The sequence below is a fragment of the Komagataeibacter sp. FXV3 genome (genome assembly GCF_015155755.1).
Classification (GTDB): domain Bacteria; phylum Pseudomonadota; class Alphaproteobacteria; order Acetobacterales; family Acetobacteraceae; genus Komagataeibacter.
In genome coordinates, this window is the sequence record NZ_VWPI01000006.1 from 46,605 (window position 1) to 60,630 (window position 14,026).

The 14,026-nt window shown below is 56.8% G+C and carries 13 protein-coding genes and 4 pseudogenes; 3 read left to right on the top strand and 14 right to left on the bottom strand.

Annotated features, from left to right (window positions below; genetic code table 11):
* Window positions 1-108: 108 nt before the first annotated feature.
* Window positions 109-190, bottom strand: a pseudogene (locus F1542_RS00680) (IS1595 family transposase); the annotation flags it as partial.
* A gap of 10 nt (window positions 191-200) precedes the next feature.
* On the opposite strand from F1542_RS00680, the pseudogene F1542_RS17420 reads away from it, so the two are divergent.
* A pseudogene (locus F1542_RS17420) lies at window positions 201-311 on the top strand (IS3 family transposase); the annotation flags it as partial.
* A gap of 38 nt (window positions 312-349) precedes the next feature.
* Here the strand turns inward: F1542_RS17420 and F1542_RS00685 are convergent.
* Window positions 350-1,253 (bottom strand): annotated as a pseudogene (locus F1542_RS00685) (Y-family DNA polymerase); the annotation flags it as partial.
* 43 nt (window positions 1,254-1,296) lie between these two features.
* The gene (locus F1542_RS00690; RefSeq protein ID WP_193731310.1) at window positions 1,297-2,073 is read right to left on the bottom strand and encodes an ImuA family protein; all 777 of its coding nucleotides are present in this window, start codon (window positions 2,071-2,073) and stop codon (window positions 1,297-1,299) included.
* A gap of 264 nt (window positions 2,074-2,337) precedes the next feature.
* On the opposite strand from F1542_RS00690, the gene F1542_RS00695 reads away from it, so the two are divergent.
* Window positions 2,338-3,012, top strand: coding sequence for an SOS response-associated peptidase (locus F1542_RS00695; protein ID WP_193731311.1), 675 nt, complete (start codon window positions 2,338-2,340; stop codon window positions 3,010-3,012).
* A 430-nt stretch (window positions 3,013-3,442) separates the two neighbouring features.
* Here F1542_RS00695 and F1542_RS00700 read toward each other — a convergent pair whose 3' ends face one another.
* The 3 genes from F1542_RS00700 to F1542_RS00710 form a co-directional block, all read right to left on the bottom strand.
* On the bottom strand, window positions 3,443-3,685 hold the full coding sequence (locus F1542_RS00700) for a hypothetical protein (RefSeq protein ID WP_193731312.1): 243 nt from the start codon (window positions 3,683-3,685) through the stop codon (window positions 3,443-3,445).
* A 106-nt stretch (window positions 3,686-3,791) separates the two neighbouring features.
* A complete protein-coding gene (locus tag F1542_RS00705; protein ID WP_193731313.1) occupies window positions 3,792-4,610 on the bottom strand; it encodes a family 1 encapsulin nanocompartment shell protein in 819 nt (272 codons plus the stop codon).
* A gap of 1 nt (window position 4,611) precedes the next feature.
* Window positions 4,612-5,697: a Dyp-type peroxidase gene (locus tag F1542_RS00710; RefSeq protein ID WP_408886212.1), complete on the bottom strand. Its 1,086-nt coding sequence runs from the start codon at window positions 5,695-5,697 to the stop codon at window positions 4,612-4,614.
* A gap of 383 nt (window positions 5,698-6,080) precedes the next feature.
* On the opposite strand from F1542_RS00710, the gene serA reads away from it, so the two are divergent.
* Window positions 6,081-7,346, top strand: coding sequence for a phosphoglycerate dehydrogenase (gene serA, locus F1542_RS00715; protein WP_193731327.1), 1,266 nt, complete (start codon window positions 6,081-6,083; stop codon window positions 7,344-7,346).
* 160 nt (window positions 7,347-7,506) lie between these two features.
* Here the strand turns inward: serA and F1542_RS00720 are convergent, their stop codons facing one another.
* The 8 genes and pseudogenes from F1542_RS00720 to F1542_RS00755 all read right to left on the bottom strand — a co-directional run.
* Window positions 7,507-7,971 (bottom strand): MucR family transcriptional regulator, encoded by a 465-nt coding sequence (locus F1542_RS00720; protein WP_346011734.1) that lies wholly within the window; start codon window positions 7,969-7,971, stop codon window positions 7,507-7,509.
* A gap of 83 nt (window positions 7,972-8,054) precedes the next feature.
* Window positions 8,055-8,978 (bottom strand): LysR family transcriptional regulator, encoded by a 924-nt coding sequence (locus tag F1542_RS00725; RefSeq protein WP_193731316.1) that lies wholly within the window; start codon window positions 8,976-8,978, stop codon window positions 8,055-8,057.
* A gap of 135 nt (window positions 8,979-9,113) precedes the next feature.
* Window positions 9,114-9,914, bottom strand: coding sequence for a formate dehydrogenase accessory sulfurtransferase FdhD (gene fdhD / locus F1542_RS00730; RefSeq protein WP_193731317.1), 801 nt, complete (start codon window positions 9,912-9,914; stop codon window positions 9,114-9,116).
* A gap of 40 nt (window positions 9,915-9,954) precedes the next feature.
* Window positions 9,955-10,377, bottom strand: a complete 423-nt coding sequence (locus tag F1542_RS00735) for a molybdenum cofactor biosynthesis protein MoaE (RefSeq protein WP_193731318.1) — start codon at window positions 10,375-10,377, stop codon at window positions 9,955-9,957.
* Complete coding sequence (locus tag F1542_RS00740; RefSeq protein WP_227672330.1) at window positions 10,374-10,619, bottom strand: MoaD/ThiS family protein; 246 nt, start codon at window positions 10,617-10,619, stop codon at window positions 10,374-10,376. The genes F1542_RS00735 and F1542_RS00740 overlap by 4 nt, the downstream gene beginning before the upstream one ends.
* Window positions 10,616-11,233, bottom strand: a complete 618-nt coding sequence (locus F1542_RS00745; RefSeq protein WP_193731319.1) for an NTP transferase domain-containing protein — start codon at window positions 11,231-11,233, stop codon at window positions 10,616-10,618. The genes F1542_RS00740 and F1542_RS00745 overlap by 4 nt, the downstream gene beginning before the upstream one ends.
* Before the next feature lie 45 nt (window positions 11,234-11,278).
* Window positions 11,279-12,355, bottom strand: a complete 1,077-nt coding sequence (gene moaA, locus F1542_RS00750) for a GTP 3',8-cyclase MoaA (protein WP_193731320.1) — start codon at window positions 12,353-12,355, stop codon at window positions 11,279-11,281.
* A gap of 14 nt (window positions 12,356-12,369) precedes the next feature.
* Window positions 12,370-13,869 (bottom strand): annotated as a pseudogene (locus F1542_RS00755) (molybdopterin dinucleotide binding domain-containing protein); the annotation flags it as partial.
* Between the last annotated feature and the right edge of the window lie 157 nt (window positions 13,870-14,026).

The window sequence follows — 14,026 nt, forward strand, 5'->3', positions numbered from 1 at the left end:
CCTGGGGGATATACAAGGACAGGATCAGAACACAGGCTGACCGCGTTGAGCGCATAACCTGCGGCCAACAAACCCTTGAGACAATGCTCTTGTGACCCTGAAAAACGCATTTTCCGGTAGCACCTCTGTCCCGTTTGCCTTTGCGATGTCCGCCGAAATAGCTTTCATCAACTTCGATCTCACCGGAAAAGGGCGCATTACAGGCAATAGCCGCCATCTTTCAATACATCAACGGCTTCTATAATCCGCGACGGCGCCACTCCTATCTCGGGAGTATCAGCCCACTCGCTTTCGAGGCCAAAGCCGCGTAAAAGAGATCACATACCGGCACAAAACCGTCACAAGTCCAGTTGGCCAGGGTATCGATCAGGTCGGAGACGTCGGCCTCTTCCTCCTCGATCAGGGCGGATACACCCTGGCGGTGCAGGATCGGCTCGGCCAGCGAAGCCGTCAGCACCATGCGCTCGATCCCGAAGCCCGGATCGATGGTCTCGATCCTGTCACAGAGCAGACGGGTCAGGCGTCTGACGTCCCGCACCGGCATGGCCGTAGCCACACGGACGGCCTCGGTGCGGCTGTCCACCCGGTGCAGCAGCAGGTCAAGGCGGCGCACGCCCTGCTCGCGTTCCTCCAGCCCGGCGCATAGGGGCGGGACGAGTTTGGTGATGTAGCGGGCTATGGTCTCGGCGGCACTGATCGGTTCGGCAAAGTTCCGGCTGACCTGCACTGGCGCTTGCAGCCGGACCGGGACAATGGCTTCCGCCTGCCGCCCGAAAGCCTGGTCCAGCCTGCGGGTGACATCCGGGCCGAAGCGCAGGGCCAGCGGCGCGCGCGGCATGCCGGCCAGCGGGCCAATACGTGACACGCCCAGCCCATGGAGGCCATCGATGATGTCCACCGGCAGGCGCAGGGCTTCGATGGACAGATCAGTGATCGTTGCCGCCGTCTCACCGGGCGGCACGAGGGTAATGCGTCCCCGGCCATAGCGCGCCAGCGCATGGGCCGCACCCCATGTATCGGCGATCGCGGCCCGGGCCGTAATCCCGGACTCCTTCAGGCGCGTGACCATGTTTTCCAGCATGGCGGCCTCACCCCCATGCAGGTGATCGGCACCGGTCGTATCCAGCACGATGCCATCTGGCGGATCGGGAGCCACGATGGGGGCGATGCGGTGCTGGAACCACAGCGCCAGCCGCTCCAGCCCTGCCGGGACGCAGACCCAGCCTGCGGGCGGCGAGATCGACCGACAGGATGACCCGTCGCCGCCCTTCCCGCCCGACGAGTGCCAGTGGGCAGTCAGGCGCGGGCGCGTCGGTCCCCAGCCGCTTTCTGATCCGGTCTGTCGGCCAGAGCGGCAGGTAGAGTGAGACGACACGGTGCCAGTCTCCCTTTGGCATCACAGGCCTCCACTTCGAAATCGGCGCATTCGCCCGCGCGGGCACGGATCAGTTCGAGCAGCCAGCGGGACCGGCCGACGCCGGGGACCGGCAGCGGCACGGATGGCAGGACGGATACCCGCCACCGGGTGACCGAGGCCGTGGGCTGGCCGAAATCCGCGGCATCCGTCTGTCGCCGCCAGCGTCGTATGGCGATGCCCAGTGCGCCGGATGTCTCGGCCGCCAGCTGCAGGCGGCGTGACGCTGTCATGGACAGGCGGGCCACCTCGGCCACGACCGCGCCCAGACCCTGATGGCGCAGTGCTTCCTCGAAACAGGCCAGGACATCGACGTCCGAACTGGCCGCGACGTAAATGGTCCGTCGCGCCGACAGGCCAACCTGCTGCAATGCGGGGGCATACAGGTCCTGGCGGGTGGCGATCCACAGCACCTTTCCTCGTGTCCGGGCAGCGATCCCGGCAGAAAACAGGCCGGATGCTGCAGCATTCAGGGCGTCATGGCCGCCGCCGGCCACCTCATGCAGCGCGCCCAGCGCCAGGCCGCCATCTGGCAGGCGACTGTCAATCTCGGGCACGCCGAAGGGAAGCACCCCTCGTCTGCGTCGGCCCTGGTCTTCAAGGCGGCTGACCTGAGCTCTCAGCGTCTCCAGCGCAGGATGGGGTTGGGGTGCGGGCATGGGGTCGGACAGTCCATTCGGGTGTTTCTGGCACGGAATCAGTGATTGTGTTCATTATTTGTTCTGGTGCGGTGACGAATGTCAACCCATTCTGGAAAAGCAGCTGTGATCCGGACGCAGGCACAGGCCTGCCACACGGTCCAAGCTTGATGAAAACTGTCTGAATTACAGGGATTTATCAGAAACAGTCCGGCCATCCCCTTTGTTCAGGGTGGATACCGTCCGGCAGGACACCCATATTCGGACGCGCGAAAGGATGGCGTGATGTGCAACCTCTATGCGATGACCGGCAACCAGCAGGCGATCCGGGAGGCAGCCAGGGTCATGACCGACCGCACCGGCAATCTCTGCCCCCTGCCTGAGATCTGGCCCAACACCATGGCGCCCATCGTGCGGAACGCGCCGGATGGCCGCGAACTGGTCATGGCGCGATGGGGCATGCCGACCCCGCCGGGCTACCTGAAAGGCCATAGGGTCGATCGGGGTGTAACCAATATCCGCAATCCGACTTCAACCTGGTGGAAGCGCTGGGAAGGTGTCGCGCATCGCTGTCTGGTGCCGCTCACGTCTTTTTCTGAACCGGAGCGCCTGCCGGATGGCACCAGCAGGCCCGTCTGGTTTGCCCGGAGTGATGGGGAACCGCTGGCTTTCTTCGCCGGGATCTGGTGCCAGTGGACGTCAGTGCGGAAACTGGCCGATGGCGAGACGACGGATGACCTGTTTGGCTTCCTGACCACCGCTGCCAATCGGGAGGTCGGTGCCATTCATCCGAAAGCCATGCCGGTCATCCTGACCCGGCCGGAAGAACTGGACCTGTGGATAAATGCGCCTCTGGCCGAAGCGCTGCGATTGCAACGTCCCTTACCTAATAACGCTTTGGCTATTACGAAAGAAACCGTAATATATACAGGAAATACGAAACCGAATCATTCAGTATAGAATATTATAACTTAAATTATTTCCTACAATATAATTCATGATTCCGGGAATAAATCATATTATCTATACGATGACAATCAGGCGCTCCTACTACCTTAGCGCCTGAGTGTATTACAGAACCAATGTCACTGGAACAATGACCTAAGCGTGTTCAGAACGGTGACTGTCCACCCGCATCAGGATCTGGCTGCCGATCATCGATCCAGAGCAATGCCTCCCCCTCGCTTGTGAATGGGCCACCGTCAAGAATCCTGGAACCACTGAGAACATACCAACCATCTTCCTGAGGTGCTGGTGGGTTCGTCGTTTTATCGAGAAATAAAGGGATCATAATGTTTTCTCCGTTTCTGAACAGCAATGCCCGTTTGTTGATACTCGTCTAACGACAAAACAAAGGACGCCGCAACGAGATCCGCACAATAAGATACTATTATTTGTCTTTGAGTATCTTTTTCCCAAGAAGCTCCAACTGATCGACTTCAACGCCTTCGGGATTGTGCGTTGCCTTTTTGGCTATTTCTCGTTCCAGTTCGTTTGCATGCTCGTCGCCTTTGAGCACGTGCTCGGCAAGGCGGATAACTTCTTCACGCGTAAGAAGTTTTGGCGAATGCAAGGCTTTTCGTCCAAGGTCTCGCAGTGAACTTGCCGCATGCGGAACGCGATCATCAGACATAACTCAAACCTTTTATGCTATAAAAAGAAACCTAATCGACAAGATATTCCATGATTTATATTATCGGTCATGGACCAACGCCGAAGAATAGCGACTTTTCTGCGTATCAGGATCTTGTAGACTGACCATATGTATCAATGGCGACCGTCGCTTCGGTCGTCAGTACACGGAAGACGAAACTTTCTTCCAGATACAGTTCGACAGTATCGGCCGTGTGAGCCAGATAACCGATCGAAAAATCCTGTCCGATATCCAGTACAAGATCACCACCACGCATGGTAACGACAAATGCCCCTTCAATAGCAGGCGCCCAGATGAGTTTGCCGTCAATCATGGCCTCGATGTGTTTACGAACAGGATAGCCATCATCATCGCCACTGCTGATTGCCTGATAGGCCTGCGCGCCCAGAACAATCGAATACGGACCATTAACACCGGCCAGACGCAGTTCGGTCAGCGCCTGGGCAATGACGCGCGGGTAATCCTTTACGACGGACGGGAGTTTCAGGTGAATATTGGACGTGGCTGCCCGAATGCCTGGGATCCCGGCGGCATCATAACCATCGAAAATGGCCCGGTCTTCAGCAAAAGCGATTTTCTTTGCGGCGTCCTTGACCGGTTGCCAGTCGGAGTCCAGGGAACCGCGCTCCACGGCGTCAATTTCGTCGCGTGAAAGCGTAAAGGGAACACGCAGTTCGATGAGCGGCAGGACTTCTCGCTTTATAACATGCATACCATTATCCGGCGATGCGATCTCGCTGCCGCGCCCAGTTCCGATACCCGCCAGCGACAGTCCCTTTGGCTCAGGCATATCAACAATGCGTCGACCTGCCAGATGGCGCCGTATGGTGCGTGAAGCTTCCTCTTCAATCTGCCTCCACGCCGCACTGGAAATTGGGGCAAGATGACGATGGAGATTATTCATATCATGAGTCCTCTTTGAGTGAACCGATACGCAGGGACGTGCCATCGGCTGCTGCTACGATTGCGGGCGCTGGAGATACCTCTGCATGGAAGGCGGCATCAGCCGAAGAAGCAGGCGGCCCCATGTCCGGCGCGCCATCCAGAAAGTCAGCTGTCGGGATAAAAAACAGCGCGCCGGTGACTGCCGTGCTGACATCCAGAATACGGTCGTAATTCCCCGGCGGCTGTCCAACGAACATGTTTCGTAGCATCTGTTCCATCCGCGCGGGGGAACGGGCATATCCGATGAAATATGTACCGAATTCGCCCTTCCCCACCTGGCCAAACGGCATATTGTCGCGGACGATCTGAAGTTGCTCGCCATTTTCTTCAATCGTCGTCAGAACGTTGTGGGCATAACTTTTCTTGGCGGCATCTGCCTGTTCAATGTCGGAAAGCTTCTTGCGACCAATAACGTCTTCCTGCGTTTCGGTCGGGAGGGCGTTCCATTTTTTCAGGTCGTGTAGGTATTTCTGAATAATGACATAACTGCCGCCAGCGAATTCCGGATCTTCCTCGCCAATGATCGTAGAGTTGATGGCCGCCTGACCTGACGGGTTCTCGGTCCCATCCACAAAACCAAGCAAATCACGCTCGTCAAAAGATTTGAACCCGTGGACCTCATCGACAACCGTTGCTGCACCTTCAAGGCGTGAAACAATTGTCGCGGCAAGTTCAAAACACAGATCCATTCGTGTAGCCCGAATGTGAAACAGGAAGTCACCAGATGTTGTTGGCGCATGATGAACGCCATGGATTTCCCTGAACGGATGCAGATCCCGTGGACGGGGCATACCGAAGATCACGTCCCAGGCTGACGACCCGATCCCGGTCACACAGGTCAGGCGTCCATCGGGTATGCGAAAACCGACGCCACGCAATAACGAAGACATATCACCAAGCAAATCACGAACCTGTTTGCCAAGAACGGTGCGATCGCCTTCGTTCAGGGTAAGGACGAGGAATACAGCCGCCCGGGTCAGCCTGGCATCAACGGATTGAGGTGTGACCAATGTATGGAACCTCCTTGTATCGCTTTCGAAAGACATGGAGAAAGCGTTCTGGCGAAAAACCTGACAAATAATCCTGATTTGATGACCTTACAGCATAACCGGGAGCAAAGGAACACAGATATCGTCATAACCAAAACGCATATTAAGATAAACAGATAGTATTAGACACCTAATTACATGACGATATAGACAGCATATCAAAATACAACAGACAGCGTCGGGATGTTTTGGGGGCAGACGTTTATTCATACATGGACGATAAGACCGATCCGGACGGAAGGCAGGCAAATCCCTTAAACTCCGCCCTGCGCCGGACAGTGTCCGTTCCCTGGCGTTACGCCGCATTCCAGCAACTGGACCGTGTCGGGTATTCGCGCGGCCTGCCCCAGCCCTTCCCTACCGAAGCGAAAGCATGCGATATGACCAGCCAATCCAATCGGCACCTTTCCTTTCCCAAGGACAAGATCCGTATCCTCCTGCTTGAAGGAGTTCATGAAAGCGCCGTCAGACTCCTACAGGTCAACGGCTACGAAAACATCACATTCCTGAAAACGGCGCTGGAAGGCGAAGCCCTGCAGAAGGCGCTTGAAGGCGTACATATCGTGGGCATCCGTTCGCGCACGCAGCTGACGCGCGAAGTGATCGAGAAGGCCGATCGCCTGATCGCCATCGGCTGCTTTTGCATCGGCACCAATCAGGTGGACCTGGATGCCGCGCGTGAGGCCGGTATCCCGGTGTTCAATGCGCCGTACAGCAACACCCGCTCGGTGGCAGAACTGGTTATGGGTGAGATCGTGATGCTGATGCGCCGCATCTTCCCCAAGTCGGAAGAATGCAATGCCGGGATCTGGAAGAAATCCGCCACCAACAGCTGGGAAGTGCGCGGCAAGACGCTGGGTATCGTGGGGTATGGCTCCATCGGGTCGCAGCTTTCCGTACTGGCCGAAGCCTTCGGCATGCGCGTGTTCTATTACGACGTGATCGACAAGCTGGTGCATGGCAACGCAACGCCGGTCGACACGCTGGAAACCTTGCTGGCGCAGAGCGACGTTGTCAGCCTGCACGTGCCCCAGACCCCGGAAACGGCGGGCATGATTGGCGAAGCCCAGATCCGCGCGATGAAAAAGGGGTCGTTCCTGATCAACAACGCCCGTGGCAACGTGGTGGACCTCGACGCGCTGGCCGCCGCCCTGAAGGACGGCCACCTGCTGGGTGCCGCGATCGACGTGTTCCCCAAGGAGCCAAAGCAGGCCGGTGAATCTCTGGAAACGCCCATGCGTGGCCTGGATAATGTGATCCTCACGCCCCATATCGGAGCCTCCACAGCGGAAGCGCAGGAGCGCATTGGCGTGGAAGTGGCGCGCAAGCTGGTGGAATACTCCGACGTCGGCTCCACGCTGGGCGCGGTGAACTTCCCTATCGTGCAGTTGCCCGAGAACCCGCGCGGCACGCGCTTCATGCATGTGCATAAAAACGTGCCAGGCATCATGTCACAGGTCAATGAGATCTTCTCCAGTGAGTCCTGCAACATCACCGCGCAGTACCTGCAGACAGCGGGCGAACTGGGCTATGTGGTGGTGGAAGCCGATACCGGCCACGATGTCGAAAAAGACAACCGTCTCCTTGACCGCCTGCGCGCACTCAGGGGCACATTGCGTGCCCGCCTGTTGTACAAGCAGAAGTAGACAATTATTCTAGATATCATATCGGGACACACCGAATGGTGTGTCCCTTTCACCGAATATATTCGTCTATGTATATTTTTATTTATGCCTATATACACATATATATCTAAAACGATAAGTGTATCCAGAATATGACAGCCCGTCGAATGCCCGAAAGAAGTTAGACACCCTTGTCTATATCGTCGCCGGCGCGACTTTGAACTACGCGCCCAAAACCCGCCACGCGTGCGATAGCTGATCGTCGTATCGCGTAATTTGGCGCAACCATGGGATAGTGCCGGGGCAAGTCCCATCGTTCACGATATTCATCTACCGTCATACCGTAAACAGTATGGAGATAGCGTTTAAGCATTTTACGCTTTGTACCGTCTTCCAGACAGATGATATATTCAGGAAACACTGATTTGCTTACAGGGACGGCTGGTTTCTTCTTGAGACCCTTTCCCGATTTCCCGGGTCGTTCACCGCTGAGCGCAGCGTAGACAGATCTGATCAATGGATCAATATCATCTGCCGCAATCTTATTGTTATTTATATACGACAAAACAATAGTTACAACCTGTCTCCGGATATCGTCTCTACCTATACGCGTAACGATCGGGCAGTCATGCATCGAATGCTCCATATATGTTCTAAATGGTGAAAAACATAAACCGTATTTATGCGTTTATTTTTAATATATATTCTTTATGTAAGGTTTTTTATTCATTATCGCTGCTGGCGACAGAGATCATCCAGTTGTCCTTCAAAATCTATCTTTACGATGATCTTCCAGACCTCCCCCACAAAAGAGGGCAACGGGGATTCATACAATCTCACCAGACCAATCGAACCCGCGGAAAACCCGGAAAGACGCCGTATCTGCAATCTGCCCCGAGGGGGCACCCTTAGCGGAAACGAGGAAATTGGCAATATTGTCGCATGCGTTCCCTTCATGATCGCAGCATGGATCAGTTCCAGCGAGGTGGTTTCAAGCCGGACAGCCGGCTTGACCCCCGCGGTCTGGAACCCCACATCGATAAACTGCCTGCAGCGCATGCTTCGGTTAAGTAAAGCAAGCGGAAACTGTCCGGCCGTCTCCCAACTGACTTCATCGCCTGGCGGAAAATCGTAATCCGCCGCTCCGGCAAGGACCTGGTTTTCCTTATAAAGTTCGTGCATGGCGAAGGCTGGTGCTCTGGGGCACTCCTCGCAATACATGATGCCAATGTCCAGCTGCTTTATATTCAGCTTTTCAATGATTTCTGCGTTGGAAAGAACCAGAACGTCACATACGAAGTCCCCGATACGCTCCTTTACCGCATCCATCAGGAGAGGGATGATGTGAACGGCCGTTGGAATGACGCCTATTCTGATCGCACCTGCCAGTTTTTGGTGGGATAGGGAGACAACATTCTGGATCTCTGCAACACCGTGCAGGATTTCATGTCCCCATTTGAGTATCTGGGTACCTTCAGGTGTCAGACCAAAAACTTTTCTCTTCCGGTCAACAATAACAACGCCGAGCTCTTCCTCCATGACACGTATGGCACGCGAGAGGGATGGCTGCGATACGTTGCATGCAGCCGCCGCCTTCGAAAAGCTCTTGAATTTGTCTATCTCCCGAAGATAGTACAGCTGCTTGAGAAACATGTCATACTCCACGAATACTTACTGACCGCCAGCCATATGGCGCGATCATTTCCCTATTTATGTGATATTTTTCTCCATATTCCGGAACGATCAGAATAACGGGAATCTTTTATTTGTTCAGGATGTAGGATATGATCAGGTAAGACGACTTCCGCCGCAAAACAGCGTCTGCTCGTCCTGCCGCGCAATGGCGATCAGGGTCTGGTTCATTGTTTCGGCCGTCCGGAACGCACGATAGGTCGGGGCAGAAATTGCGACCACAACGGCGATACCTGCCCGCACGGTCTTGAGCGCCATCTCAAATGAATACCGGCTTGTCAGCAGGCAGAAACCTTCGTGAAAAACTTCAGGATGGCAGGCACGCACACCGATCAGTTTATCGAGCGCATTATGTCGCCCTACATCTTCCCGGATCATGTGAATATTACCGTTATTGTTTGCCCATGCGGCTGCGTGCACCATGCGTGTCGCCGCGTTCAGCGTCTGCCACTTACGCAGTTCATGCAATGCGTTGCGTATTGCTGTTACGGACAGGCTCGGCCCATCCTCCAACGGCACCGCCGCTACCGCATCATGTTCCGGCACGGTCTCGCTGCCGCATATGCCACAACTCGAATGGCCCGTCTGCATGCGGACATTACGGCGCATGAGCTGCGTCAGCGCCCTGCCCTTGATAAAAATATCAAGGGTCAGGCCGTCTTTCACCTGTACAATGTTCACCGAACGAATATCTGCAGCTGAACCAACGATCTGTTCAGTTATACAATACCCATAAGCGAAATCTTTCAGGTCCGCAGGCGTCATCATCATCGTGCCATACGGAAAAATTCCGTTGAACAGAAGACTGACCGGCACTTCTTCTGCCACGTTCAGGCTGAATGTTTCATCCGGCCGGGACAGGGAACGCACGTCCAACGGGTAAAAGAGAGCGGACATCACGGCAGCCTCAGGAATCGAGAGGGACATTGTTCAATGGTCAGAGGGTATGGCACGGCACCCATCCGGTCTCTCCACTCGCATAATGTTCATTTTTCCAGATTGGAACGCGCTGCTTGATTTCATCGATAATGTAACGACAGGCGTCGAAAGCCGCATCGCGATGTGCCGCGGAGACACCAATCCACACTGCCGTTTCGCCTATGGACAGATAGCCGGTCCGATGGATGGCAGTCGCACGGCAGATTGCAAACCGCTGTTTCGCCTCTTGCAGGATGGCCTGCCCTTCCGTCAGGGCAAGTGGAACGAAAGCATTGTAATCAATCCCGGAGACGGCGCGACCTTCGTTCGTCTGCCTGACCCACCCTTCAAAGGAGCAGAACCCGCCCGCTTCAGGGAAAAGGAGCACCTTGCGCAGCGCGCTGATGTCCACAGGCGTCTCCGCCATGATGAAGTCGTTCATCCGCCCGTCACCGGCGGGATGAAGGCTACATGATCGCCTTCGCATAGCGGCTGATCCCATGGCGCGAATGCCGAATTGATCGCAACCCGCATGCGGGCCGGTTCAAGCACAAAGCCATAGGCGTCACGGAGTTCATCATACAGCGCGGCTGCCGTGGGGGCCGGGGTCTGTCGTCTTTCGTGTGCCCGTCCGGCTTCATCCTGAAGCTGGGCGAAATACTGCAACTCTATATTGAGCATCATACTTCCTGTTCAAAGCAACCCAGGCGTTTCAACACCTGGTCGCGTTCATCAGGTACGTTTACGTTTTCCAGCGCACCTGTTTTTTTTACTTCAAGGCGACGAACCGCAGAACCGCCGAGCATCCGGCGCAGCCGAATTTTCTGGTTTGCCGCCTGATTGTGCAGGGCAGCCAGTGTCGCGGGCTCCCATATCGTGCAAAGCGGCTCAGGCAGTCCGTCGCTTTCGCTTACATAGGCCGTGGCAGCCAGATCCGCATTGCGTTCATGCACAAGGGCGGCAAGCGTCGTATCATCCAGCAATGGCAGGTCGCAGGCAACGACGAGCCAGGCTACTCCCGGATAGGCCACATGAGCGGACAGCACGCCGACCATTGGCCCGCCGCCGAGCATGTCCTTTATCTCCTGCCTGTCCACAATGCAGGGATAGGATGCCCGGAGAGGATCAGGCTGCTGATCGGGACGTATCGAGACAAAACAGCGCTCTGCATACCGCGCCACGAGGTCAAAGGCACGGGCAAGCTGTGGCCGTCCATTATAAGACAGTGCCGCCTTATCCTGTCTCATACGACGGCTTTCGCCACCGGCCAGGACCAGTCCATACAGTAATGCCGTCATGGTTCGCGCCCTTGGAAACATTGGGGTCTGCACATGAAGCCCACGTCATCCCCCAATATAATGCATTTCGATTTTTTCCCGCCCGGATGCCTGTACTGCGCCGGGTCGTGAGTGCATCCGTTCCTCGCTGTAGCGATCTGTCCGCTGGCGCCAGGTCCGTGACAGGGTTGTGCGTAGCCGTTCATCAGCTTCGGCATCACGGGCACTCCCACGCAGCAATGCGCGCAGATCCGTGCCTGCTGTTGCGAAAAGGCAGGTATAGAGCTTTCCATCGGAAGACAGGCGCGCACGGGAGCAGGCTCCACAAAATGGCGCGCTGACGGATGAGACGAACCCGATCTCCCCTGCCCCATCCGCATAGCGATAACGACGGGCGACCTCACCGCGATAGCGTGGCGGTAGCGGCTCAAGGGGCCAGAGTGCCGCGATGCGGGCGCGCAGTTCGCTGGAGGGCACAACATCAGCATGGTCCCACCCGTTGCGATTGCCCACGTCCATATATTCGATAAGCCGGACCGTTACACCGGTATTGCGAAAGCGCGCCAGAATATCAGGCACGCCCGCGTCATTCACACCCCGCTGGACCACGGTATTGATCTTGACGCCGCCTTCAAATCCGGCGGCGCATGCAGCATCGACGCCCTTCAGCACGGCAGACAGGCCTCCCCTGCCGCCGCTCATATGGGCAAAAACAGCAGGATCAAGACTGTCGAGGCTGACCGTTACGCGCCGCAGTCCTGCCTGACGGAGTGCTGGCGCAAAACGGGGCAACAGCACGCCATTGGTTGTCAGCGCCACATCCTCAATGCCCGGCAGGGTGCTCAGGCGGCGGACCAGATCGGGCAGGCCGGGCCGCAAGAGGGGTTCCCCGCCGGTCAGCCGTATTTTCGTCACCCCCAGTTCGGCGGCCATGCGCGCAACCCGTTCGATCTCGTCAAAATCCAGCCGTTCCTTCGGGCCAAGAAACCGGAAGCCTTCGTGATAGGTCGATTCCGGCATGCAGTAGGGACACCGGAAGTTGCACCGATCCATGACCGAAATGCGCAGGTCACGCAGCGGGCGGCCAAGCCTGTCGACGGGTAGCGCGGGACGGGCCGCGCAACTGTTGTTATCGTCATCCATGGCCGCCTGCCCTGTCAGCCTGCGATCCGGATGGGCGGCGCGGATGCAACACTTTCCACCACCCTGACCGGGATGGATTTGGCTGCGGGCGTTCCGCTGATCTCGTCAAAATAATCCAGTGGCAGCAGTGGGTTCAACTCCGGGTAATATCCGGCGATGGCGCCGCGCGGCATGGGGTAGTCGAGCACGTTCAGCCCATCGACATAGCGCCTGATCCCGTCATCGCTATAGGTTTCCAGCCCGATCACATCACCATTCGCCAGACCGCGTTCGGCCATGTCGTCCCTGTTCATGAACACGACAAGGCGGGTGTTGTACACGCCGCGGTAACGGTCGCTGTTGCTGTAGATGGTCGTATTATACTGATCATGTGAACGAATGGTGGCCAGGCGCAACATGGCCGGGTCCTTGACCGGCACATCGACTTCCAGCCCCGGCAGAACGAGGAAATTCGCCTTGCCATTGGGCGTTTTCCACACGCGCCGCCGGGGCGGAATGTCGAGGTGAAAGCCATGCGGGTTCTTGATCCTTTCGGAAAAATCCGCATAGATTTCAGGATAGACGTCGGCAATCCTGTCCCGGATCAGCGTGTAGTCGACCATATAATCCGCCCATGGCGTGCGGGAGTCGGGCAGTGTTGCCATGGCCATGCGGCAGACGATCTCGGTCTCCGGCAGCACATGTTCGCTCACGGGTTCGAACACCCCGCGTGAAGCCGTAACATTTGCCATCGCATCCTCAATGGTCACGAACTGCTCACCGGCCTGGGTGCGGATGATTTCCGAGCGGGCCACAACCGGCAGGAGCAGCGCATCCTTGCCATGCACCAGATGCCCCCGGTTCAGCTTTGTCGCCACGCCAACCGTCAGGTTGAGGTTGCGCATGGCGGCATAGGAGCGGTCCGTATCGGGCACGGCGCGGATGAAATTGCCCCCCATGCCAAAGAATACCTTGGCGGTACCCGCTTCCATGGCCTCGACCGCTTCGAGCACGTGGTGCCCATGTTCGCGCGGCGGTTCAAACCCGAACACATCCCGCACGCGATCCAGATAGGCATCGGTCGGTTTTTCATCAATGCCCACCGTGCGGTCGCCCTGCACGTTGGAATGGCCACGGATCGGCGCGATACCGGCACCCGGCTTGCCGAAATTGCCGCGCAGTAGAAGCAGGTTGGCCACCTGCTGGATCAGGCGCGACCCTTCCTGATGCTGCGTCAGGCCCATGCCGTAACAGATGATCGTGGCATTGGACTTCATGTAGATATCCGCAATTTTGCGGATCTGTTCCTCGGTTATGCCCGAGATGCGGGTAATCTCTTCCCAGCTACAGTCCATGACATCATCACGCAGGGCTTCAATGCCTGCGGTGTGTTCATGAATGAAGTCGCGGTCCAGCACCTGCTCGCCACGTGCTTCCGCTTCAAAAAGCGCCTTCATCATGCCTTTGAAAATGGCCAGATCGCCACCGATGCGCACATGGACGAATTCACTGGAAATGGGGGTCGAGCCGAACGTGTGTTGATTTTCACTGAGAACTGACCCGGGTTTTTCATCAGGAATTGACCCAGCCAGCTGCTATTTCAGGCATAGTCGGGCGGGCGGTCAAGAAGAGGATCTGTCCTTTCTGTTTTTTGACGCGGCGGTGCTGGCGCGGAACCTGTAGCTGTCATTT

Bases quoted from the DNA above. Each gene is read 5' to 3' on its own strand.
- F1542_RS00690 (WP_193731310.1), bottom strand. From the start codon at position 2,073: ATGCCCGCACCCCAACCCCATCCTGCGCTGGAGACGCTGAGAGCTCAG.
- F1542_RS00695 (WP_193731311.1), top strand. From the start codon at position 2,338: ATGTGCAACCTCTATGCGATGACCGGCAACCAGCAGGCGATCCGGGAG.
- F1542_RS00700 (WP_193731312.1), bottom strand. From the start codon at position 3,685: ATGTCTGATGATCGCGTTCCGCATGCGGCAAGTTCACTGCGAGACCTT.
- F1542_RS00705 (WP_193731313.1), bottom strand. From the start codon at position 4,610: ATGAATAATCTCCATCGTCATCTTGCCCCAATTTCCAGTGCGGCGTGG.
- F1542_RS00710 (WP_408886212.1), bottom strand. From the start codon at position 5,697: ATGTCTTTCGAAAGCGATACAAGGAGGTTCCATACATTGGTCACACCT.
- serA (WP_193731327.1), top strand. From the start codon at position 6,081: ATGACCAGCCAATCCAATCGGCACCTTTCCTTTCCCAAGGACAAGATC.
- F1542_RS00720 (WP_346011734.1), bottom strand. From the start codon at position 7,971: ATGGAGCATTCGATGCATGACTGCCCGATCGTTACGCGTATAGGTAGA.
- F1542_RS00725 (WP_193731316.1), bottom strand. From the start codon at position 8,978: ATGTTTCTCAAGCAGCTGTACTATCTTCGGGAGATAGACAAATTCAAG.
- fdhD (WP_193731317.1), bottom strand. From the start codon at position 9,914: ATGTCCGCTCTCTTTTACCCGTTGGACGTGCGTTCCCTGTCCCGGCCG.
- F1542_RS00735 (WP_193731318.1), bottom strand. From the start codon at position 10,377: ATGAACGACTTCATCATGGCGGAGACGCCTGTGGACATCAGCGCGCTG.
- F1542_RS00740 (WP_227672330.1), bottom strand. From the start codon at position 10,619: ATGATGCTCAATATAGAGTTGCAGTATTTCGCCCAGCTTCAGGATGAA.
- F1542_RS00745 (WP_193731319.1), bottom strand. From the start codon at position 11,233: ATGACGGCATTACTGTATGGACTGGTCCTGGCCGGTGGCGAAAGCCGT.
- moaA (WP_193731320.1), bottom strand. From the start codon at position 12,355: ATGGATGACGATAACAACAGTTGCGCGGCCCGTCCCGCGCTACCCGTC.